The sequence below is a fragment of the Candidatus Leptovillus gracilis genome, from assembly GCA_016716065.1.
Classification (GTDB): domain Bacteria; phylum Chloroflexota; class Anaerolineae; order Promineifilales; family Promineifilaceae; genus Leptovillus; species Leptovillus gracilis.
In genome coordinates, this window is the sequence record JADJXA010000014.1 from 93,719 (window position 1) to 115,331 (window position 21,613).

At 57.5% G+C, this 21,613-nt stretch carries 23 protein-coding genes and 2 pseudogenes; 15 read left to right on the top strand and 10 right to left on the bottom strand.

Features of this window, described 5'->3' with window-relative positions:
• Positions 1-18 precede the first annotated feature (18 nt).
• The 5 genes from IPM39_23825 to IPM39_23845 all read left to right on the top strand — a co-directional run bounded on the left by IPM39_23825 (position 19) and on the right by IPM39_23845 (position 2,801).
• Positions 19-426, top strand: a complete 408-nt coding sequence (locus tag IPM39_23825) for a pentapeptide repeat-containing protein (GenBank protein ID MBK8989061.1) — start codon at positions 19-21, stop codon at positions 424-426.
• A 454-nt stretch (positions 427-880) separates the two neighbouring features.
• Entirely contained in the window at positions 881-1,879 is a 999-nt protein-coding gene (locus IPM39_23830) for an ISKra4 family transposase (protein ID MBK8989062.1), read from the top strand.
• Positions 1,880-2,116, top strand: a complete 237-nt coding sequence (locus IPM39_23835; protein ID MBK8989063.1) for a pentapeptide repeat-containing protein — start codon at positions 1,880-1,882, stop codon at positions 2,114-2,116.
• A 156-nt stretch (positions 2,117-2,272) separates the two neighbouring features.
• Positions 2,273-2,554: a BrnT family toxin gene (locus IPM39_23840; GenBank protein ID MBK8989064.1), complete on the top strand. Its 282-nt coding sequence runs from the start codon at positions 2,273-2,275 to the stop codon at positions 2,552-2,554.
• The gene (locus IPM39_23845; GenBank protein MBK8989065.1) at positions 2,544-2,801 is read left to right on the top strand and encodes a hypothetical protein; all 258 of its coding nucleotides are present in this window, start codon (positions 2,544-2,546) and stop codon (positions 2,799-2,801) included. Before IPM39_23840 ends, IPM39_23845 begins: the two co-directional genes overlap by 11 nt.
• A gap of 155 nt (positions 2,802-2,956) precedes the next feature.
• Here the strand turns inward: IPM39_23845 and IPM39_23850 are convergent, their stop codons facing one another.
• The 7 genes from IPM39_23850 to IPM39_23880 form a co-directional block, all read right to left on the bottom strand.
• Complete coding sequence (locus IPM39_23850) at positions 2,957-3,103, bottom strand: hypothetical protein (protein MBK8989066.1); 147 nt, start codon at positions 3,101-3,103, stop codon at positions 2,957-2,959.
• 138 nt (positions 3,104-3,241) lie between these two features.
• Complete coding sequence (locus tag IPM39_23855) at positions 3,242-4,855, bottom strand: methylcrotonoyl-CoA carboxylase (protein ID MBK8989067.1); 1,614 nt, start codon at positions 4,853-4,855, stop codon at positions 3,242-3,244.
• Between the two features lie 269 nt (positions 4,856-5,124).
• Entirely contained in the window at positions 5,125-5,607 is a 483-nt protein-coding gene (locus IPM39_23860; protein MBK8989068.1) for a hypothetical protein, read from the bottom strand.
• A gap of 15 nt (positions 5,608-5,622) precedes the next feature.
• Complete coding sequence (locus IPM39_23865) at positions 5,623-5,991, bottom strand: hypothetical protein (protein MBK8989069.1); 369 nt, start codon at positions 5,989-5,991, stop codon at positions 5,623-5,625.
• Positions 5,992-6,081: 90 nt separating this feature from the next.
• Positions 6,082-6,279, bottom strand: coding sequence for a hypothetical protein (locus IPM39_23870; protein MBK8989070.1), 198 nt, complete (start codon positions 6,277-6,279; stop codon positions 6,082-6,084).
• A 13-nt stretch (positions 6,280-6,292) separates the two neighbouring features.
• Complete coding sequence (gene metF, locus IPM39_23875; GenBank protein ID MBK8989071.1) at positions 6,293-7,168, bottom strand: methylenetetrahydrofolate reductase [NAD(P)H]; 876 nt, start codon at positions 7,166-7,168, stop codon at positions 6,293-6,295.
• A 139-nt stretch (positions 7,169-7,307) separates the two neighbouring features.
• Positions 7,308-8,171 carry a 3-keto-5-aminohexanoate cleavage protein gene (locus IPM39_23880; protein ID MBK8989072.1) on the bottom strand — a complete coding sequence of 288 codons (864 nt, stop codon included), beginning with the start codon at positions 8,169-8,171 and terminating at the stop codon, positions 7,308-7,310.
• Positions 8,172-8,359: 188 nt separating this feature from the next.
• On the opposite strand from IPM39_23880, the gene IPM39_23885 reads away from it, so the two are divergent.
• Genes IPM39_23885 through IPM39_23900 form a run of 4 tightly spaced genes read left to right on the top strand, consistent with a single transcriptional unit; the run spans position 8,360 to position 12,241 of the window.
• Positions 8,360-8,704, top strand: coding sequence for a DUF2442 domain-containing protein (locus IPM39_23885; GenBank protein MBK8989073.1), 345 nt, complete (start codon positions 8,360-8,362; stop codon positions 8,702-8,704).
• A gap of 9 nt (positions 8,705-8,713) precedes the next feature.
• Positions 8,714-11,755, top strand: coding sequence for a transglycosylase domain-containing protein (locus tag IPM39_23890; protein ID MBK8989074.1), 3,042 nt, complete (start codon positions 8,714-8,716; stop codon positions 11,753-11,755).
• A gap of 43 nt (positions 11,756-11,798) precedes the next feature.
• Positions 11,799-12,005 (top strand): 2-oxoisovalerate dehydrogenase, encoded by a 207-nt coding sequence (locus IPM39_23895; protein ID MBK8989075.1) that lies wholly within the window; start codon positions 11,799-11,801, stop codon positions 12,003-12,005.
• On the top strand, positions 12,002-12,241 hold the full coding sequence (locus tag IPM39_23900) for a type II toxin-antitoxin system HicA family toxin (protein ID MBK8989076.1): 240 nt from the start codon (positions 12,002-12,004) through the stop codon (positions 12,239-12,241). Before IPM39_23895 ends, IPM39_23900 begins: the two co-directional genes overlap by 4 nt.
• 75 nt (positions 12,242-12,316) lie before the next feature.
• On the opposite strand, the gene IPM39_23905 is transcribed toward IPM39_23900, so the two are convergent.
• Complete coding sequence (locus IPM39_23905) at positions 12,317-12,814, bottom strand: YbaK/EbsC family protein (GenBank protein ID MBK8989077.1); 498 nt, start codon at positions 12,812-12,814, stop codon at positions 12,317-12,319.
• 201 nt (positions 12,815-13,015) lie between these two features.
• On the opposite strand from IPM39_23905, the gene IPM39_23910 reads away from it, so the two are divergent.
• From IPM39_23910 to IPM39_23930, 5 genes and pseudogenes are all read left to right on the top strand, one after another.
• A complete protein-coding gene (locus IPM39_23910; protein MBK8989078.1) occupies positions 13,016-14,662 on the top strand; it encodes a LysM peptidoglycan-binding domain-containing protein in 1,647 nt (548 codons plus the stop codon).
• Between the two features lie 283 nt (positions 14,663-14,945).
• Entirely contained in the window at positions 14,946-16,580 is a 1,635-nt protein-coding gene (locus IPM39_23915) for a transglycosylase domain-containing protein (GenBank protein ID MBK8989079.1), read from the top strand.
• Entirely contained in the window at positions 16,577-17,743 is a 1,167-nt protein-coding gene (locus IPM39_23920) for a hypothetical protein (protein MBK8989080.1), read from the top strand. The genes IPM39_23915 and IPM39_23920 overlap by 4 nt, the downstream gene beginning before the upstream one ends.
• 226 nt (positions 17,744-17,969) lie before the next feature.
• A pseudogene (locus tag IPM39_23925) lies at positions 17,970-18,202 on the top strand (hypothetical protein).
• A 2-nt stretch (positions 18,203-18,204) separates the two neighbouring features.
• Positions 18,205-18,438 carry a hypothetical protein gene (locus IPM39_23930; protein ID MBK8989081.1) on the top strand — a complete coding sequence of 78 codons (234 nt, stop codon included), beginning with the start codon at positions 18,205-18,207 and terminating at the stop codon, positions 18,436-18,438.
• Positions 18,439-18,534: 96 nt separating this feature from the next.
• Here IPM39_23930 and IPM39_23935 read toward each other — a convergent pair whose 3' ends face one another.
• Both IPM39_23935 and IPM39_23940 read right to left on the bottom strand, forming a co-directional pair.
• Complete coding sequence (locus tag IPM39_23935) at positions 18,535-19,323, bottom strand: TIGR00266 family protein (protein MBK8989082.1); 789 nt, start codon at positions 19,321-19,323, stop codon at positions 18,535-18,537.
• 83 nt (positions 19,324-19,406) lie between these two features.
• Positions 19,407-20,364 (bottom strand): annotated as a pseudogene (locus tag IPM39_23940) (glycosyltransferase).
• Between the two features lie 186 nt (positions 20,365-20,550).
• On the opposite strand from IPM39_23940, the gene IPM39_23945 reads away from it, so the two are divergent.
• Entirely contained in the window at positions 20,551-21,534 is a 984-nt protein-coding gene (locus IPM39_23945; protein ID MBK8989083.1) for a glycosyltransferase family 2 protein, read from the top strand.
• The last annotated feature ends 79 nt before the right edge of the window (positions 21,535-21,613 follow it).

The window sequence follows — 21,613 nt, forward strand, 5'->3', positions numbered from 1 at the left end:
CTGGCGCACAATTTAGGGATGAATGATCATCGTCCAACACTAACAGACGCGGCGGCTGCCGAGTACACCGACGAAACCTTTAGCGGGTTCCATTATGAGGGCCAGGAAATTTGCGGCAAAACGTTTGTGTCTTGCCGTTTTCGTGATGGCGTGTTCCGTGAAGTGGTTTTCCGTGAGTGTGTTTTTGACGATTGTGCCTTTGAACGGTGCGACTTGAGCCTGGCGAAAGTACCGAACACGAGCTTTGCCGGGACGCACTTTGCCGCGTGTAAGCTGGTGGGCATTGATTGGACGCTGGCGCGGTGGGCGAAATTTGGTCTGAAACGGCCGTTCTCCTTCCACGCCTGTACGCTCAGCTACAGCTTCTTCAGCGGCCTCAAACTGCCGCAACTGCGCATGACCGAGTGCATCGTTAGGGGCGCATAAAGAACTTAGGGGAGGAAACTAACACGACATTATTTTTAGGTTAAACTTTCGAAGAATCATCACAAACCCGAAAGGATCGCCTAGAACAATGTCGTGTTTAATGGAAACTATACGTGAAGCGAAACCAGAATGCCAAAAATAGTTGATGAGATGGGCGATGCAGCCACGCTCTAATGATCCTGCTCGCCTGGCAATTATCGCGCATTCTGGCAGTGAGTCTGGTGGAAGAAACCTTGAATAGCAGAGCCCAAGCCCCAACAGAGTGGGGTCATTGTCAAATATGTGGCCGGAAGTTGCAGAGCAAAGGCTTTGCCCCTCGGGAAGTCAAGAGCATCATTGGTCTCATTCGCTGGCAGCGCCGACTGGGACGCTGTCCTAAGCGATGTGCCATTGGTCAGGTAGCGCCATTGGATGAGGCGCTGGGATTAAAGCCCAATCAAAAAGCGATGATGGTTTGCGGCGGATAGCTTGCTTGACAGCCATTTTTGTGCCCTTTGAAACCGCAGCCATGTTGTTAAAAGAATTGAGCCAGGTCATCGTCACGCCGCAAAGTATCTGGGAGTGGGTTCAGGTGACTGGAGAAGAGATGATGAACCATTTGGTGGCCGAGTTAGCGGCGTTGAAACTGGGGAATGAGCCAGAGGCGGAAGCGTTGAGCGCGACCCTTGCCGCGGAAACTCTCCTGATGGGCGCTGACGGGGTGATGGTTCCCTTTCGCCCCCAAGCCAAGACAGCGGCGGGCAAAACAGTATGGCGCGAAATCAAGGTCGCCATCTTTGCCCGTTTAGGCAAGCATATCACCCGCGCGGGCCAGACGATGAGCCGCTTGCATCACCACCGCGTGACGGCTGTTTTGGGTGATGTGGACGACTTATCCGAGCGGATGTGGCTGGAAGCGCGCAAACAAGACATCAAGGGAGCGCCCCGCGTTGTCTGGTTAAGCGATGGCGGGCGGGGCTTTTGGCGTTTGTTTGCCGAACGCTTTAGCGCCTCGGCCACTGGGGTTTTAGATTTCTACCACGCAACCCAAAATCTTTGGTCCGGGGTCAAGGTGTGGCTGGATGGCCGCACAAGTCAGGCCAAAACGTGGTTCCATCAGGCCCGCCACCGCTTGCGACATGGTCAGCAAGACGCGGTTTTGGCCGATATTCAGGCAGCTCTCGCCGTACCCGGTTTGCCAGAATCCGCGCAACAAGCCTTGACCAAACTGTACAATTATCTCGATAAACACCGGGAGCACATCCAGTACGACAAATTAAAGCAGGCTGGATTACCCATTGGCAGCGGCCTGGTTGAAAGTACCTGCAAGTGGTTGATTCAGCAACGATTCAAGGGTGTCGGCATGCGCTGGAGCGAAGACGGCTTCAACCATTTGCTTCATTTGCGTTTGTATTGGGTTAACGGCCGTTTTGATGCTTTTTTCCCTTCTGCTTTGGCCTCCCCCAAGTCGTAGATGCGCCCCATCGTTAGAGAAGCGGACTTCACCGACGTTGACCTGACCGGCGCGGTCTTTACCGGCGCGGATTTAAGCGGCAGCCGCTTTGTGAACTGCGACCTGACGCAGGCCGATTTTAACGACGCGACTCATTACGCCATAGACGTGAAGCAAAACTGGTTGAAGAAGACGAAGTTCTCTTTGCCGGAGGCGGTGGCCTTGCTGAAGGGATTGGATATTGTGCTGCGGGAGTAAGACGTAAAAATCGGGCTAGTATCAATGTCCAGAAGCCAGTATCCAGTTTTCAGTGGGCGTTCGCCAGAGGTAGCGCCCACTGAAAACTGATGACTGATGACTGAAAACTGGTGCTAGGATGCCCAACTGTATATCTGTTATAATGAAATTATGACCATAAGAATAACGGGGCTTATCTGGCTGAAAGCCATTATTGAGAAACTCGACTGGAAGCACAATATACAGCCCGAAGAAGTTGAAGAGGTTTTCAAAAACACGCCAGAATATCGTTATTTGGAGCGTGGCAAGGTTGATGGAGAAAACGTGTATTCTGCCTATGGTCAAACAGATTCAGGACGATATGTGACAGTGATCTTTATACGGAAAGCAGGGTGGAAGGCACTGATTATTAGCGCTCGTGATATGGATAAGAAGGAACGCAAACAGTATGGCCGATAAAAGACAAAACATTCCTGAAGATATGACAGTTACGGAAGCTTCCGCGTATTGGGATGTGGCAAGCGTGGCAGATCACACTACTCGTATCGTTGAGTTTGAATACTCACCAGATGACCATATCACTGTTGTTGCGGTTGCTGCGGCTTTGGCAAAAGAGCTGGAACAACGAGCGCAAGCCAACGGCGTTTCTGTCGAGACTTTGGTTAATTTGTGGATTCAAGAGAAGTTAACGGCCGTTCCCTTCTAAACCCACCTTCTTGATTACAGTTGCAGCGCCATCGTTGCCAGTACATGGCGTACCATCCGGTGGCAGCGTTTCATTTCATGAGAGATGCCAAACAAAAAACCCCCTGCCATGCAGAGGGTTGCAAATACCAATCATGATGTGGGGAACAACGGCCGTTACCCGCCGCCCAACGTCAATCCCAAAATACCTGAAATTAATACAAACAAAAACGACAACACACCGCACGACAATACCACCGCAAAGAGCATGATAAACGCCAGTACGTAGTTAATGGATTGGTCCTGCCCTTCTTCCTCTTCCATGGTTATCCCTTCCGGTTGATCTGGTTTTCACAAAGACGCGCCAATTGTAACCCAACCTATGCCATTCGTCATGTGGGAAGAGGGAGGAGATTGGAGATTGGAGATGGCGCCATCTCCAATCTCTAATCTCCAATCTCTCTACATCCGAAACACCCCATAATGCGGCTGGCCGGGGGTCACATAATCCACATTGTTGGCGACCGACAGGCCCACGCTGAGCGCCTGCCGCGTATCACGCGGATCAATGATGCCGTCGTCCCAGAGGCGGGCTGTGGCGTAATAGGGCGACGATTCCTGCTCAAATTTCTGGCGCGTCATCATCTGCATCATCTGGATGGCGTTCTGGTCCGGTTCCACGCCTTTCTTGCGCGCCCGTTCCTCTTGCACGATGGCGAGCACGCCCGCCGCCTGTTCGCCGCCCATGACGGCGATACGGCTGTTCGGCCAGGTCCAGAGGAAGCGGGGGTCATAGGCGCGGCCGCACATGGCATAGTTGCCCGCGCCATACGAGCCGCCGACGATGACCGTAAACTGCGGCACGGTGGAGGTGGCGACGGCGTTGATCATCTTGCTGCCATGTTTAATGATGCCTTCGCGTTCATACTTTGTGCCCACCATGAAGCCGGTGATGTTTTGTAAGTAGATGAGGGGTGTGCGCTGTTGATTGCACAATTGGATGAACTGCGCCGCTTTGTTGGCCTCCTCAGAGAAGAGAATGCCGTTGTTGGCGATAAGGCCCACCGGCCAGCCGTTAATGGCGGCGTGGCCGACCACCAGCGACGTGCCATAATCCCGCTTGAACTCCAGGAAGCGTGAACCGTCCACGATGCGGGCGATGACTTCGCGGATGTCGTAGGGGATTTTGGCGTCGGCGGGGATGACGCCGAGTAATTCGTCGGGATCGTAGGCGGGGGGTTCGGGGGATTGGCGGCGGGCCAGGTTGGGTGTTGGTTTGGGCTGCTGCAGCTGCTGCATGATGAGCCGGCCGATGCGCAGGGCGTCGGCGTCGTTTTCGGCGGTGTAGTCGCTGACGCCGGAAATCTGGGCGTGCATGTCGGCCCCGCCAAGCGTTTCATCGTCCACCACTTCACCGGTCGCCATTTTAACCAATGGCGGGCCGCCGAGATAAACGGTGGCCTGTTTGCGCACCATCACCACGTAATCGCTCATGCCCGGCACGTAAGCGCCGCCCGCGGTGGAACTGCCAAAGACCAGGGAGATTTGTGAGATGCGCTGCGCCGACATGCGCGCCTGATTGGCGAAGCTGCGCCCGCCGAGAATAAAAATTTCGTCCTGATGCAGCAGATTGGCCCCGGCCGATTCGACGAGGGCGATGGAGGGCAGGCGGTTTTCTTCGGCGATGGTTTGGCCGCGCAGGGTTTTGTGCAGGGTCATGGGGTAGACGGCCCCGCCTTTGACCGTGGCGTCGTTAACGAAGATCATGCTCTCTACGCCGCTGACGACGCCGATGCCGATAATGTTGGAGGCGGCGGGCGATTCATCGTTGTACATGCCGTAGGCGGCCAGGGGGGAGAGTTCTAGAAAGGGTGTGCCGGGGTCGAGCAGCAGTTCCAGCCGTTCGCGGGGCAGCAGTTTGCCCAGTTCGCGGAATTTGTCTGCGCCGCGTGGCCCGCCCCCGGCGCGAATGACGGCCAGGCGTTGGTTGAGTTGGTCTACCAATTTCTGCATGGCGGCGTGGTTGGCGGTGTATTCTTCGCTGCGGGTATTGAGATGTGAATCAAGTCTGGTCATGATAAGGCTCCTCCAGAGATTTCGGATTTGGGATTTCGGATTTCGGGCATGGTTCAAAAAGCCAAAGTTGTCCTTTACAAATTAGTCTGCGAATTGTCATTCTGAGCGGAGTCTTCGGAGCGAAGAATCCCCCCCTGCTTTGGTCGCGCAAGTCAAAGGGGATGCTTCGCTCCGCAGACTCCGCTCAGCATGACACGTCTCATTTGTAAAGGACATTTTCACAATCTTGAACCACGCCGGATTTCGGAATGTCGCACACGGAACACGGCTTACGGCTTACGGCCGTTCCGCACATCTAATCTCAACCCGCCCAACCCTCGTTTGCCCGTCACATCCTTCTGGTAACGCTGCTGGTCTTCCGGCGAAAGGTGGTCCGGCAGCGGCAAGACAGAAAAACGCCCCAAGAGCAAATCATCAATCAGATGCGCGATAAGCCGCGCGTCTTGCTCATCGTCGGTCGTGCGGTACTGCGCCGGGTCGCGGTTCACAATGGCTTTGGCGGCTTCATAATGCCCGTCTACGGGCAAGAGTTGCAATTGGAAAATGCACGAACCCGTCCAACTGCGATGAAAATGCAGCCAGTCGCCTTCCAGATAAATAAACCACTTGTCCTGCTGCTCCTGCGGGATAAACCCCCAACGGATGCGGTCATATTCTTCGGCTGAATAGCCGCCCGTCAGCGCCAGCTCTTTATGAGCGGCGGGCATCGGTTTGATTTGCCAGGAAACGGCCGTAGCGCGTTGACGGGTCACAAGTTACTCCAGTCTCTAGTTTTCAGTCTGCCAGCGCGTCTGCTGCCAGACAAACAGGTATAAAAACGCCGGGGTTGTCAGCAGCAAGAAAAAAGGACCACCCGCCAGGCTGCCGCTGACGACCCAATTCCACACGTAGAAAGCGATGAGGCTGAGAACGGCCGTTGCACCGCCCACGCCTTCATGCCACCAGCCTGACCCAAGTCCAATCAGCACGCCCATCGGGAAAAAAGCCAGACCCAGCCATTCCGTCGGCGTCGGCATCGGGCCTGTCGGGTTAAACAGTTCCCCAACGACGAACATCCCGATAAAAGCCAGACTCAGCAAACTCCCAATACGCGCTGCCCAGCGCACAATGCGAATTGCGGTGCTGTGTTTGCTCATGTTATCCCCCGAAGAATGTTGGTTGGTTTGATAGTTTGATAGGTTGTTGGAAGTCCAACCCACAAACTGGCAAACTAACCAAACCGCCGTCTACTCTCCCTTAAACAACTGCAAACAGCGGGCGCATACATTCGCCTCGCCCACCTGCTTCAGCCGGGCATGGGCGCGGCGCTCATGGATGGCCTGCCCGCACAACCCCGCCGCCGAGCGCCGACTGTGTTCAACAATGTGCCAGACATTACCGGTTAACAAAACGACAGGATTCGCTTCGTCATGTTGTGGGTCCATGAATATTTTGGCGCTAAAGGCTTAAACGGCCGTTCTCCCTCAGCCCGGCAATAATCGCCGCCGACGAGTGGGATTTGTTCAGCGTGTACAGATGAATGCCGTCCACGCCGCCGTTCAGCAGTTCTTCAGACTGCGCCAGCCCATACTCAATCCCGCGCTGCACCACCTCTTCACTGCTGTCCACCTGAAGAAACTCAACCAACCGGTCGGGAATGGTGCAGCCGCTCAACGATTTAAAGCGGTCAAACTGGGCGGTAGATGTCACCGGCATCAGCCCGGCGATAATCGGAATGGTCACACCGGCGCGGCGGGCATCATCGCGGAAGCGGAAAAAATAGTCGTTGTCGAAAAACAACTGCGTCACGGCAAAATCGGCGCCGCAGTCCTGCTTCAGCTTCAAATAGGTAATGTCTTGCTGCACGCTGGCCGATTCTGTATGCCCTTCCGGGTAACAGGCGCAGCCAATTTTGAAGGTGTAGCGGCGCTGCATAAAGTCAATCAGGTCGCTGGCGTGGCGGAAGCCATCGGGATGCTGCACAAAGTCCTGGCTGCCACGGGGCGGGTCGCCGCGCAGAGCCATCACCGCCGGAATCCCGGCCACCTGCAATTCATTCAGAATCGCTTCCAGCTCGGCGCGGGAATGACCGGCGCAGGTCAGGTGGGCCATGGTGTCTATATGTAGTTCGCTCTGGATACGTTCCACCAGGCTGACTGTTTTTTGCCGGGTAGAGCCGCCCGCGCCATAGGTGACGGAGACGAAATCGAGGCCGATGTCGTGGGCGCTGGACAGCGTGGCGTACAGGGCGCTCCAGCCGGCCGGATTGCGCGGCGGAAAGTATTCGCAAGAAAGGGTGGGCAGGTGCGCGTCTAATTTTTGCATCGCATTCATGGTAACAACCTCTTGTGGGGACCGTTTATTCTGGCGCTGCCAATGGTCTGAGGTGATTATAACAGAAACGGCCGTGCCCATTTGTACAACAAAACGACAAACATCTCAGAGACTTTTGTCGTTTACTGCTTATCGCCGTTCAACCCGCTTTTACCGGCAGCTGCAAAGTTGCCCGCGCTTCGGCGATGGTGGCGATGGGCACGCCGGTGAGGTGGGCGAGGGTAACGGCCGTTTCCACCCCTTCCGCGCTCGATTTTGCCAATTCGCCATTGGGCAGGTATAGATTATCTTCCAGCCCCACGCGCACGTTGCCGCCCAACGTCAGCGCCGCCGCCACCAGCGCCCACTGCTTCGCGCCAATGCCAATCACCTGCCAGAACGAATTGTCCGGCAGCTGCTCCACCTGATGCAGCAAATTCTTCGTGCTGGCGGGGATGCCACCCAGCACGCCCATCACCAGGCTGAACTGATACGGCGGCTGCAAGACCCCCATGTCAATCAACGGCCGTGCATTGTTGATGTGGCCCGTATCAAAACATTCCATCTCCGGCCGTGTGCCCGCCTCGTTCATCGCCTCCAGAAAATATTGGATGTCCTTAAACGGATTGGCAAAAACATGGTCATGATAAAACACCTTCGCTTTACGCGAGTAAATGGCGTAATTCATCGAACCCATGTTCAGGGCAGCCATGTCTGGCTTCAGGGCGCGCACCTGGTGGACGCGCGTCTCCCGCTCCAGGCCGATGGCCCCGGTGGAATAGTTGATGATAACGTCGGGGCACTGCGCCTTAACCGCTTCGTCAATGCGGGCATACGTCTCCACGTCATACGCCGGCATCCCATTGTCCTGTCGGGCGTGGATGTGGACGATGCTCGCGCCCGCCTCGACACAGCGGCGGGCTTCAGCGGCGATTTCGTCAGGCGTGTATGGGATGTATGGCGACTGCTGCCGGGTGGCTAAAACGCCGGTAAGGGCGGCGGTGATGATTACTTTATCGGTCATGGGCTACCTCCCTGGGGAATTATGAATTATGGATGGTGAATGAGCTACATTTCTATTATTTCACGTTTTGGTGGCGCTGGCTATGATTGCGATGCGGCCTGTTTATAAGATTTTGGGGTGGAACGGCCGTTGCTTTTTACTGTCGTGTATAATAGCCGATGATATGCCAAGACAAGGCAGGAGATGGGATGAATACTTTAGTGGCTGAACTACAAGTAAAAGCCTCCAATGTGTCAATCAGCGAAGATTTTTTGACGGTTGATTTGGTGGACGGCCGTTCCCTTTCCATTCCTCTCATCTGGTATCCGCGTTTGTGGCACGGCACGGCTCAAGAACGGCAAAACTGGGAATGGATCGGTGATGGGGTCGGCATTCATTGGCCGCTTCTGGATGAGGACATCAGCATTGAAGGGCTGCTTTTGGGGCGGCGTTCTGGGGAAAGCCAGCGGTCTTTACAGCGCTGGTTAGATAAGCTTGTTAAAAGACCCGCTGGCTATTATTATTGCTTTTTTTGGTTAATAGATAAGCGGTAAGTTACATCCATGCCTAAAACAACCCAGGTCATTCATTGGCGCGCCCGGCGGCAGCGGCGGCGGCAGCGCAGCGGGCAGGCTGTCTTGAAGACAGCCGGTTTGCTGCTGTTGGTTGGTTTGTTGGTGATGATGTTTGGTTTGGTGGGTACGGTGGGGGCGGCAACGGCCGTCTACGCTTACTTCACCCAAGACCTGCCCGACTTCACCCAACTGGAAGCCCTGGGCCAAACCCAAAGCGACACCTTCGAGACCAGCAAAATCTACGCCTGGGGCGACGAAAAAGCTGGTGGAACCCGCGACCTCATCCTCATCTATGAGATCATAGACCCTCTTGGCGGCGACCGGCAGTGGATCAAGCTGGACCAGACGCCGCAAGCCCTGGTAGACGCCACCATCGCCATCGAAGACAAAACCTTCTGGACCAATCCCGGCTACGACTTGCAAGGCATTGGCCGCGCTTTCTACGAATATGTGCTCGAAGGCGGCGGCGTGCAGGGTGGCTCCTCCATCACCCAACAAGTTGTCAAAAACAACCTCATCGAGCCAGAGCGCCGCACGGTGGGCGACCAAGTAAGCCTGGACGATTACCAACGCAAGATAGAAGAACTGCTGCTGGCCCATCGCGCCGCCAACACCTACACCAAAGAACAAGTGTTGGAGTGGTATCTGAATACCAACTTCTACGGCAACCTGGCCTACGGCATCGAGGCGGCGGCGCGGGTTTACTTCGCCAAAACGGCCGCGCAGCTTACCCTGCCCGAAGCAGCCATGCTCGCCGCCATTCCCCAATCGCCCGCCCTCAACCCCATCAATAACCCCGTCGCCGCCAAAACGCGGCAAGAAGTGGTGCTAGACGCCCTGGCCCGCGAAGGCTACATCAGCAGCGAAGAAGCGGCGGCGGCCAAACTGGCGCCGCTGCAGTTGGTCGAAGCGCCGGAAGCGCGCTTCGACATCATCGCCCCCCATTTTGCCCTGGAGGTGCGGCAGCAGTTGGAAGCGATGTTTGGCCCGGCGTTGGTATTGGGCGGTGGACTGCGCGTTTACACCACCCTGGATTTAACCATGCAGCGGCAGGCGGAATGTGTGGCGCGGGCGCAAGTCGGCCGCTTATCGGGCGATTTGGGCGGCGGTCTGCCCGCCGACGAGCGGGACAACTGCCCGGCGTTGAGCTATTTGCTGCCCCTCAACACCGCCGATGTGGGCGTGGACCACAAAGTCAACAACGTGGCCGTCGTGATGATGGACCCGCGCACGGCCGAAATCAAGGCGATGGTTGGCAGCCGTAATTATTGGGACGCCAGCATTGATGGCTCGTTTAACGTGGCCGTAGACGGCCTGCGCCAACCGGGCAGCGCCTTCAAACCGTTCACCTATCTGACAGCCCTCAGCCAGGGCTACACCGCGGCGACAATGATGCTGGACGTGGAGACTGATTTTGGCACGCCCTACAACGGTGTGCCCTACGTGCCGCAAAACTACGACCGTCAGTTCCACGGCCCCATCCGCCTGCGCGAAGCGTTGGGCAACAGTTACAACGTGCCGGCCGTGCAGGCCACCAGTTGGGTCGGCGTGGATAAAGTGATCCGCACCGCCCACAACCTGGGCATTACCACCCTGGACAAAGGGGCCAACGCCTACGGCCTGTCGCTGACATTGGGCGGCGGTGAAGTGACGCTGCTGGACATGGTATACGCCTATTCGGTGATGGACAACATGGGCGTCATGGTCGGCCAGCCGCGCCCGGAAGCCGAACAACGGCTGGGCTATCGCACGCTGGACCCGGTGCTGATTTTGCGCGTGGAGGACCGGCAGGGCAATGTGCTGTACGAATACAATCAGCCGCAGCGCCGCGAAATCCTGACGCCGCAGTTGGCCTATCTGATGAACGATATTCTCTCCGACCGACGGGCGCGCTGCGCCGGTTTTGGCTGCCCCAACGCCCTGGAACTGCCAGACAATCGCCCGGCGGCCGTGAAAACCGGCACAACCAACGATTACCGCGATGGTTGGGCGGTGGGGTACACGCCGCAGTTGGTGACGGGCGTTTGGGTGGGTAATACGGACAATTCGCCGATGAGCAATTTGCCGGGCAGCAAGGGGGCGGCGCCTATCTGGCGGGCGTTGATGAGTTGGGCGCTGCAAGGGGAGGCGGTGGAAATCTGGCAACGGCCGTCGGGCTTTGTGGAAATGGCCGTGTGCAATATCTCTGGCCTGCTGCCCACCCGTTTGTGCCCCACTGTGTCTGAACTGTTCATTGCCGGCACGCAGCCGACGGTCTACGACAATATCTACCAGGAGTTTGCCGTGAACCGGGAGACGGGGCGGCTGGCGACGCTGTACACGCCGCCGGAGCTGATAGAAAATCGCGTTTACCGCGTCTACCCGGAAGCAGCGGCCGACTGGGTGCGCGAGAATGAGATCGAGCAGCCGCCAACGGAGTATGACACGATTGTGGATACGGCCGTGCCCACCCGCGATGTCGCCATTAGCAGCCCGGCCAGCTTCGCTTATGTTACCGGCCGGCTCACCATCACCGGCACCGCCCGCAGCGACGATTTTGCCCATTACCGGCTGGCCTATTTCCCCGGCCTGACGCCCACCGCGCTGCAAACCATCGCCGACACCGTGACCGAACCGAAGAACGATGATGTGTTAGGCGTGTGGGACACCAGCGACCTGAGCGGCCTCTACACCTTGCTGCTGACCGTTGTGCGGGACGATGGCAGCTTCGCCGAAACCAGCGTGCATGTGACCATAGACAACGAGCCGCCGACGGCCGAAATCCTCTTCCCTCTGCCCAATCAACAAATCTTCACCGACGAGGAATGGGTGATTGTGCAGGCGCAGGTGAGCGACGATTTATCGGTAGACCGGGTGGAGTTTTACGTGGGCGGCGCGGAGGCGCCGTTTGCCATCAGCACCGTGCCGCCCTTCACCAAGAAATGGGCCATTCCCGGCCCCGGCTGCCATACATTCCGGGTGGTAGCTTTTGATGCGGCGGGGAACAGGGGGGAGGCAACGGCCGTGCCCGTCTGTCTGGTGGCGCGCTGACATCTGCTATAATGTTGCCAGACTTGTTGAAGGAAAGTGACTGATGACCGAAATTATCTTTCTCGTCGAAGAAGATGTGGACGGGGGCTATACAGCGCGGGCGTTGGATCATTCGATTTTTACAGACGCCGATAGCTGGGATGAACTGAAAAGCATGATTCAGGAAGCTGTTAGCTGCCACTTTGAACCGGCAGACCGCCCCAAACTGATTCGTCTGCACATGGTTCGGGACGAGGTTATTCCGGCGTGAACCTGCCGCGCGATCTGGATGGAGATAAACTGGCGAAGTTGTTACGGCCGTTCGATTATGAGATTACCCGGCAAGTAGGCAGCCATATTCGCCTGACCACCACGCGCAATGGTGAACATCACATTACCATCCCGCGCCATCGTCCATTGCGCATCGGAACCCTGAATGCCATTTTGCGCGACGTGGCGCAGCATTTGGATATGAGCAGAGATGAATTGCTTGACGCTTTGTTGTGACCTGAATCGGCTGGCGAGTGCGAAGTTGGCGCAGTAGTGGTGGGAAAATGGGAGGCGGCACGGCCGTGCCCGCACCTACCCATCCCCAAATTTCACCATCTCCACGTCCCCCAACGCCCGACGCAAATCGTCTCGTCCTAATATCACCGTCACACCCCGCTCGCCGGAGCCAATAGACATTTCTTCGTAAGCATAAATGCTGGCGTCGGCCAGGATGCGCAGCGGTTGGGGCAAGCCAAAGGGAGCCACCGCGCCCCGTTCATAACCGGTGACACGCATCACTTCTTCTTCGCTGGCCGTCGTCAGCCGCTTTTCGCCCAGGTAGCGGCGCAGCGTTTTCCAATCAATTTGCTGCGGACCGGCCATCAGCACCATCACAAAACTCTCCGCCGACAGGCGAAACACAAGGCTGCGGATGATCTGGCCTGGCTCTTGCCCGCGCTCGGCGGCGGCTTGCTCCAACGACGCCACTGGGCCGGGATGACGAAACACACGATGGGGAATGCCCAGCGCGGCCAGGGCGTGCGAGACGGGAGGGATGTTGTCCATGAAAGCCATTGTACCGATCATCAACAGGGCCGCCAACTCAACGGCCGTCCGCCCAATTGTTGTTTCATGAGCGCTATGTTACAATCCGTGCCTGTCTCTAGCGCAATGACGCATTGCGCTATATTTTTGTAAGTTGCTCGTGATAGGCTGCAGTAAGTAGTAAGGCATGAGAGAAGAGGCAAGAACGGGAAAGGCAGCAACCGTATCCCGTGGAGGTAATAAAAGATGAAACGTAGCTATTTGGCGCTGTTTAGCGCCCTGTTTGTCCTGGTGGTCGCCGCTGCGGTACGGCCGTCTTCCCAGGCCGCCGCGCAGCAAACCAACCTACTCACCAATCCCGGTTTTGAAGGCGGACACTACAACCAGGACGGCATCTCTGAAATCACCGTCCCCAACGGCTGGCGAATGCACTGGCTGGATGGACAGCCGTTTGCCGGTTCCAATGGCAACGCCGCCCGCCCAGAGACCGTCGTCTGGAACATCAAAGACGCCCCGCTTAACGAACAAACCCTGTTTTTTCGTGATGGCTCTTACGCGCTAAAGATCTTCAAAGGTTGGGCGCCGCTGTATGCCGGGTTGTCGCAAGACGTTTCTGGCCTGGAAGTTGGCCGCCGCTACCGTCTGGCGATCCCCATTTTCATAGATATTGTTGAATCTTATGAGGGTGGCAAACAAGCGCCTGGTAAACTGGACTCCGGCCAGGTACGCATTGGGACCAGCGCCGTTGGCGCGGGCTGGCGCAACGAGTCGGCCATCCAATACAGCGGCTGGTGGACGGCCGGCAACATTCAGCCTTTTTATCAGGCGTACCCCGTTTTCCTGCACGATTTCACCGCCACCAGCCCGAACATGACCATCTGGATTGAGATGGCCTCTAAAGACCCGTACATCAACAACGGCTTTTTCATGGATGGACTGGCGATGCTGGCATTAGATGAACGCGACAATTCCGTCACTGCGCCGCCCGCTTCTGGCGGGACAACGTCTGGCAGCGCGGCTGTGGCGCAGCCGGCCGGGCCAACAGCCACGCCGCCGCCCACACCCACCCCCCGCGCCGATGGCGCTGTGGTCCACACCGTGCAAAGTGGCGATTCTTTTTGGGGATTGGCGATCCAATACGCCGGAGTCATGGGACTCTCGGCCGAAGCGGCGGTGAAGGCCATTCAAGACCTCAACAACAACCCTACCTTCATCAACCCTGGCGACGAACTCATCATCGTGCCGCCTAACCAGACGCCGCCCACACCCACCCCAGAACCGGTAGAAGAGGAGCCAACCGCAGAAGCGGAAGCCGCTGAAGCGACGGCCGAACCGGAAGAGACGGCCGTTACCAGCGACACCGCCCTCAACACCGTCAGCAACGCCAATACCGCCAACGGTATCTGCGTGACTGCCTTTGAAGACGCCAACAGCGACGGCCAGCGCGATCTCGACGCCGAGCCCTTGATGTCCAACGTGGCCATCAGCGTCTTCCAGGGCGGCAAAAACGTCGCCTCTTACGTCACCGATGGCGTCAACCCGCTCTACTGCTTCGAGAACCTGAACAACGAAACCTATCAGGTACAGGCATACCCGCCGGCCGGCTATCAGACCACGACACCGGAAAGTTGGGCGGTCGCCGTAACGGATGGCGTGATCATCCCGGTCAGCTTTGGCCTGACCACCGCACCACCAACAACAGCCGACGCGATAGCCGACGCCAGCCTGACCACAAGCGAAGCAACGGCCGTACCCGCCGCCGCTGATACAACCAACGCCGCGGCCGAGCAATCCGGCGGTTTCCTGGCTAACATGAGCGGCATTATTCTCATCATCGCCGCCTTCCTGGTGCTGCTCGCTGGGGCGGGGGTCTATTTGCTGCGTCGTGGGTGAGGATTTCAGTAATCAGTATCCAGTATTCCGTGTTCGGTAACGGAACACGGGACACGGAACACGGAACACGCGCCTTCGGGCGCGTTTTTCATTCCCGTGTCCTTTGCGTGCGGATGGCGTCAGCCAACCGCCAAGTTTAAACCCGCCTGAGGAGGTAAACTAAGTAAGGAAGATTGGACAAATCTCGTTCCTATAACGGGAGAGAAAGGGGGAACAAGCGCCGCTGCCCAAACGTTTCACGCCTGACGCATAACAATCAATTTGATTTTTGAGGGAAACAACAATGACATATCGTGATGATCAGCCCACCGGACCTGTCGAATTTCGACCAGCAGCGCCCTATACCCCACCAGCGCCGCCGCGTAAAAAAAGGGGCTGCCTGGGCTGTTTGGGTCAGGCGGCGATTGTGTCTGTTTTGCTGCTGGCCGTCCTTGTCTTTGGCGGCATTGTGGTGGCCGGGACACTGGTCTACAGCAATCTCTCACGCGAAATTGAGGCAGGCATTGCCAAGTTAGACACTGCCCGTGAGCGCGACATATTTGAGACGACGCGCATCTTCGACCGCAATGGCGCCCTGCTGTGGGAATTTTTTGGCGAAGGGAAACGGACAGAAATCCCGCTGACGCAAATGCCCCCGGCGCTGATTGCCGCCACCATTTCGGTGGAAGATGACTCGTTTTACCAAAACACCGGGCTGGACATCCCCGCTTTGGCTGCCGCTCTGATTGCCAACTACAAAAACCCCGACGGCCGTCCCGTTGGCGGCAGCACCATCACCCAACAAATCGTCCGCCACATCGTGTTTGATTACGACGAGCGCACGGCCGTTTCCTACAACCGCAAAGCCAAAGAGATCATCCTGGCCTGGATCATGGACCAGAAATACAGCAAGGATGAGATTTTGGCGATGTACCTCAACGAAATCTACTACGGCAACCTGGCCTACGGCGCAGAAGCCGCCGCCCAAACCTACTTCGGCAAAGCGGCCGCCAGCCTGACAATCGGCGAGGCGACGCTGTTGGCCGGGCTGCCACAAAGCCCGGTGGAGTTGGACCCATTCACCAACCTGGAAGGGGCCAAAGAGCGGCAGTGGCTCATCCTCAACCTCATGGTCGGCGATGGCGTCATCAACCAAACTCAGGCCGAAGACGCCTACCGGGAACCGCTCACCTTCGCGCCGCAAGAAGTCAGTCTGAACGCGCCCCATTTTGCCGTTTACGCCCGGCAGCTGCTGGAGGAACAGTTTGGCGCGGAAGCGGTCGCCAACGGCGGCCTGCAAGTGACCACGACGCTCGATTTGCGTTACCAACGGCTGGCCGAGCAGTTGGCGCGGCAGCACGTGGACGCCGTTGGCCCCCAGCACAATCTCAACAATGCCGCCCTGGTCGCCCTGAAACCAGCCACCGGCGAAATCCTGGCAATGTTGGGCAGCGTGGATTATCACGATGATGACATTGACGGCCGTGTCAATGTCACCCTCTCGCCGCAGCAGCCTGGCAGTTCCATCAAACCACTCACTTACGCCGCCGCCCTGTCGCCCCTGCCCGATGGCGGCGAACCAGCCTGGACGGCCGCCGATATACTGTGGGATGTGGCCGTAGAGTACCCCCAGTTTGATGGCAGCAGCTACACGCCGCTGAATTATGACGGCCGTTTCCACGGTCCCGTGCGTCTGCGAGCCGCCCTCGCCAACAGCTACAACGTGCCCGCCGTGCTGGCCTTGCAAGACATCGGCGTGCCCCACTTCATCGAATTCGCGCAGCAAATGGGCATCAGCAGTTGGACCGGCGACAGTTCCAATTACGGTCTGGCGCTGACGCTGGGCGGCGGCGAAGTGACGCCGCTGGAGCTAACCGGCGCGTATGCTATTTTGCCAACGGTGGCAGCAAAGTACCGCCAACGGCCGTGCTGCGCGTGACCAAAAGCAGTGGCGAGGTGTTGTACGAATATCAGCCGCCAGCAGCCGCCGCCGTGCTGGATCCCCGCGTCGCCTTCCTCATCAGCGACATTTTGGACGACGACGCGGCGCGCGTCGCGGCGATGGGCAGCCAGAACCCGCTGGCGCTGCCCTTCCCGGCCGCCGCCAAAACCGGCACCACCAATGATTACCGCGACAATTGGACGATGGGCTACACGCCCGGCCTGGTGGTCGGCGTCTGGACGGGCAACACCGATAACAGCCCCATGCTCAACATCAGCGGTCTGACGGGCGCGGCCCCGTTGTGGGGCGACTTCATGCAAGCGGTGTACGCCGACTATGCCTTGTTGGAGGCGCTAAACGTGAATGGCGTGCCCGCCCCGACGCAGTTTACGCCGCCATCTGGGTTGGAGAAACGGCCGTTATGCGCTATCGCCTCCGTCGCGCCGGGCATGGTAGACTGCCAACGCAGCGGCGAGGAGTGGTTCCTGGTGGCGCAAAATCCGGTTATAGAGCCGACGGTTGATCCGAATGTAGTGCGCTGGGAGGAATTGGAAACGGCCGTGCTGCGGATGCCCGCCGTCCCCCTACCGCCTTTGCCGCCAGAAGCCTTTCAGGTCAGCGATGGCGCGGACAACAAACAGCCACCGCCGCAGATTTTCTGCCAGATTGGCGCAGGGTCGGACGCCGCCCAACTGCCGCCCAATGCCCTGCCGCAAGTCTTCCTGACGCCGCCGCGTAACCCGGAAAGCCTGAAGGCGGCCCACGAGTGGGCGCAGGCGAATAATCTGGCGATTTTGCCAACGGCCGTGTGTACCGATGATCTATTGCTGGCAGCGCGTGACCCGAATGTAACGGCCGTCTGGCGCATCACCAGCCCGGCCAACGGCGCTGTGGTGAACGGCATTTTGCCCATTCTGGGCACTGCCGATTTCGACCCGGGCGTGGTGCAGTTTTACAAAATCGAGTTGGGTGTGCCGGATGGCGACAACGTCAACTGGCTGACGCTGGGCGAGACGCATAACACGCCGGTGGTCAATGGCACACTGGAAATGCTGCACGCGGAGGGGCTGGCCCCTGGCAGTTACTGGCTGCGCCTCATCGTGGTGCAAGACAGCAACTACGTCGGCGAGCCGCACACGATTCAGGTGGTGGTGCAGTAACTGTCATGCTGAGCTTATGAAGGACATTCGTTCACAGTCACGGCCGTTTTCCGGATTCTCATGTATAATCAGTAGATCGAAACGGAGCGCGGGCATCTTGCCCGCATTGGCAGGCGAGACGCCTGCGCTCCCAAATCAGTTCGATCTACTGATAATAAATAGGGCAATGAAGATGTTGCCTGAACCTGTGCAATAAGGTCTTCATCTCTGCCAAGCGCTGCAATCAATGTATTTTGAAATCCTTGGTGAAGTAACCAACATAGAAGTCATTGCAAAAGGCACAGGTATTCGCGATCGTGAAACTTTAAATACACGATATGGCGCTGGCAATTGGCGAAAAATGAAAGGCACTGCTCACGTTCTGTTGGCGAATGGGCAACTAAGGCGCGTGAAGTTCATTGGTATGAAGCGCATGGAATTGGCAAACGATTGCTAAAAATCAAACGCTATTTGGATTGATTATGGCACAACAAGAGAAACACAACTACGTCATCTGCATCCAAAACGATGGCGCTGATGACTTGCAGTTGCGCAAAATTTATCAAGTCTTACCAGACGAAAACGCGGCGCAAGATGGTTACTTGCGCCTCATTGATGATTCGGGTGAAGACTACCTGTATCCTGATAGTTTCTTTACCCCGGTCACACTGTCACCCAATACCGTTCGCGCAGTTTTTGCCGCGCCGGTTGTGTAGTGGTTCACGGCCGTTCCACCCAAACAAAAAGCGCGGCAGCCCAGAGAAACTCTCTCTGCGCCGCCGCGCGCTTCTGCGTTAATTTCCCAAAACGCCCTACTTCTGCAACAAATCCGTAAACGTCCGGCCCAACACCGAGCCTTCCTCCGTCTGCCGGCCGCCGGCCGCTGGCGCATGGGCCAGCACCCGGTCCGCCAACCGCGAGAACGGCAGCGACTGCACCCACACGCGCCCCGTCCCTTGCAGCGTCGCCAGGAACAGCCCCTCGCCGCCAAAAACCATAGACTTTAAATTACCGGCGCGCTGAATGTCATAGTTGATGGTCTTCTCAAAGGCCACGATACAACCCGTATCCACCATCAGCTTTTCGTTATTCAGCCGCTTCTCGACAATCGTGCCGCCGGCGTGGATGAAAACCAGGCCATCACCCACCAGCCGCTGCAAAATAAACCCTTCGCCGCCAAAAAAGCCCGCGCCCAACCGTTTGGTAAAGGCGATGCTGATTTCTGTGCCCAACGCCGCCGCCAGAAAGGCATCCTTCTGACAAATCAACTCGCCGTTGGCTTCGTCCAGGTCAATCGCCATAATTTTGCCGGGGTAGGGCGAACTAAAGGCGACGTGCCTTTTGCCCTGGCCATTGTTGGTGAAGTGCGTCAAAAACAGCGATTCACCGGTGACAGCCCGTTTAGCGGCGCTGCCCAGTGCGCCAAAAAAGCCGCGCCCAGGGTTGGAACCATCCCCCATTTTAGCTTCAAACGTGACGCCATCTTCCATGTACATCATCGCCCCGGCTTCGGCGATCACTGTTTCCTGGGGGTCCAATTCAATTTCGACAAACTGCAAATCATCGCCAAAAATCTTAAAATCTACAACGTGACTTTTCATGTTGCTCCTTGTTATGACTTAAGTAGGGATTATGATGGTATACGGCCGTTCCCACTTCTGTACGCATGTTTTGGTCATCGGTTTCATGCTTTGTTTTGGCGCAGCCGCCACCACAAACCCACCGGGTAGCCGAGCATCTTGGCTGCGTCGCCCACCAGGCGGATGATGGGGATGAGGGCGAAGGCGCGCAGGCGCGCAGGCGGCCGCCAACCCCAGGTATCTGTCCACAGGCGTTCGGCAGGGCGGCGGGTGTAGACGCCGGTCCCCAACAGCAGCAGCAGCCAACCGGCCCGCTTTTCGCGCCAGATGAGGCCGAGGACAAACGGCAGGCCAATCAGATAGGTGGCATAACGGACGAGGTGGCGTTTGCCCCAGAGGTTGGCTTTGCCATCGCCGCGGGCGTAATTGTAGTATTGGCGGAAGAAGGCGCGCAGGCTGCTGCGGGGGCGGAAATAGGCAACGGCCGTATCCGCCAACGGAAACGCGCCATATTTCTCGCGCAGGGCCATGTCAAAAATCAAATCTTCGCTGTAATCCAGCCATTCCGGGTAGCCGCCCACCTCCGCCCAGGCGCTTTTTAGGAAGGCCACCGAGCGGCTGGAAGGCAGAAAATTGGCCGGGTCTACATCTTTGCGCTGTGGCAAGACAGTTGCCCCCATCACCACTTCAAAATCGGTGAAGGGATCCGCCTCGAACCAACCACTGACCACCGGCGCGCGCTGCTCCAGAATGGGGCGGCACAGGTCTTCCAACCAATAAGGCGAGAGGACAACACCGGCATCGGTGGCGGCGATGATCGGCCCGGCGGCGGTGGCGATGGCCCGGTTGCGCCCTTCGCTGATGTTGGCTCCGGGGGCGACGATGAGCTTCAGCGGCAGCCAGGTTTTTATACTCAGCCACGATTTCCAGGGTGTTGTCGCTGGAGCCGCCATCACAAATCACCACTTCGTCGGCTGGGCGGGATTGGTGGATGAGCGAGTCGAGCAACGGCCGTATCGCCTCCCCTTCGTTCTTTACTGTGCAAATAACTGAAATGTTCATTATTAGTCGAGTAGTCTGTTAGTTGAATCATCTGGTAGTTGGATAACCAACTCCAAAATCCGAAATCCGAAATCCGAAATCCTATGACGCACCACGTTATATTTTACACTCTCTTTGTTTAACCCCAAGTGGCGGCGAGGGTTCTGGTTTTTGCTTTGCTTTTGCGCGTGTTAGAATCAGGCAGTTATGGCTACTAAAGAGCTGAGTCTAGTTATACCTGTGTACAATGAGGTGGAGAATGTACGGCCGTTGCTAGCCGAAATCAGCGCCGCCTTAGCCGATCTGCCCCTGGATTATGAAGTGGTGTTTGTGGACGACGGCAGCAGCGACGGCAGTTTTGACGCGCTGAAGCTTTTGACCGCCGAAAACGAGCGGGTGGTCGTCGTCCGTTTTCGTCGTAATCACGGGCAAACGGCCGCTTTCGCCGCCGGATTCGCCTACGCCCAGGGACGGCTGATTCTCACCCTGGACGCCGACCGGCAAAACGACCCGGCCGACATCCCCCGCCTGCTGGCAAAACTAGACGAAGGGTACGACGTAGTCAACGGCTGGCGGCAAAATCGCCAGGACGCCTTCTTGCTGCGCAAAGTGCCTTCCTACATTGCCAACCGCCTCATCGCCCGTTTTTCCAAGGTGCCGCTGCACGACCGCGGCTGCTCTTTGCGTCTGTTCCGCGCTGAGGTGGCCGCGGAACTGCACTTGTACGGCGAACTGCATCGCTTCATCCCCGAAATGGTCCATTTTGCCGGGTTTACCATGGCCGAAGTGCCCGTCAACCATCGCCCCCGGGTGGCCGGTAAGGCTAAATATGGCCTCTCGCGCACCTTTCGCGTGCTGCTGGACCTCTTTACCATCCTGTTTTTGCGCCGCTACGGCGACCGGCCGATGCACTTTTTTGGCGCGCTGGGCATCCCGCTGGGCAGCATCGGTGGGCTGGGGCTGTTTTATCTGGTTGCGTTGAAGCTGTGGGCCGGGCTGACCGGCGGTTGGGCCGGGTTTCGGGCGATGGAAATTGGCGAACGGCCGCTGCTGCTCCTCTCTATCCTCTTTGTTATCCTGGGGACGCAGTTCCTGGTGATGGGTCTGCTGGCCGAACTGATGGTGCGCACTTATTACGAAACACAAGACAAACCCGTTTACACCGTGCAGACAGTGTTGGGGCGAGGTTGAAGAAGACTGGGAGACTGGGAGACTGGGAGACTGGGAGATGGCTGCCCCTGTTGGCGTTCCTGGCGGGAGCGCTGCTGCT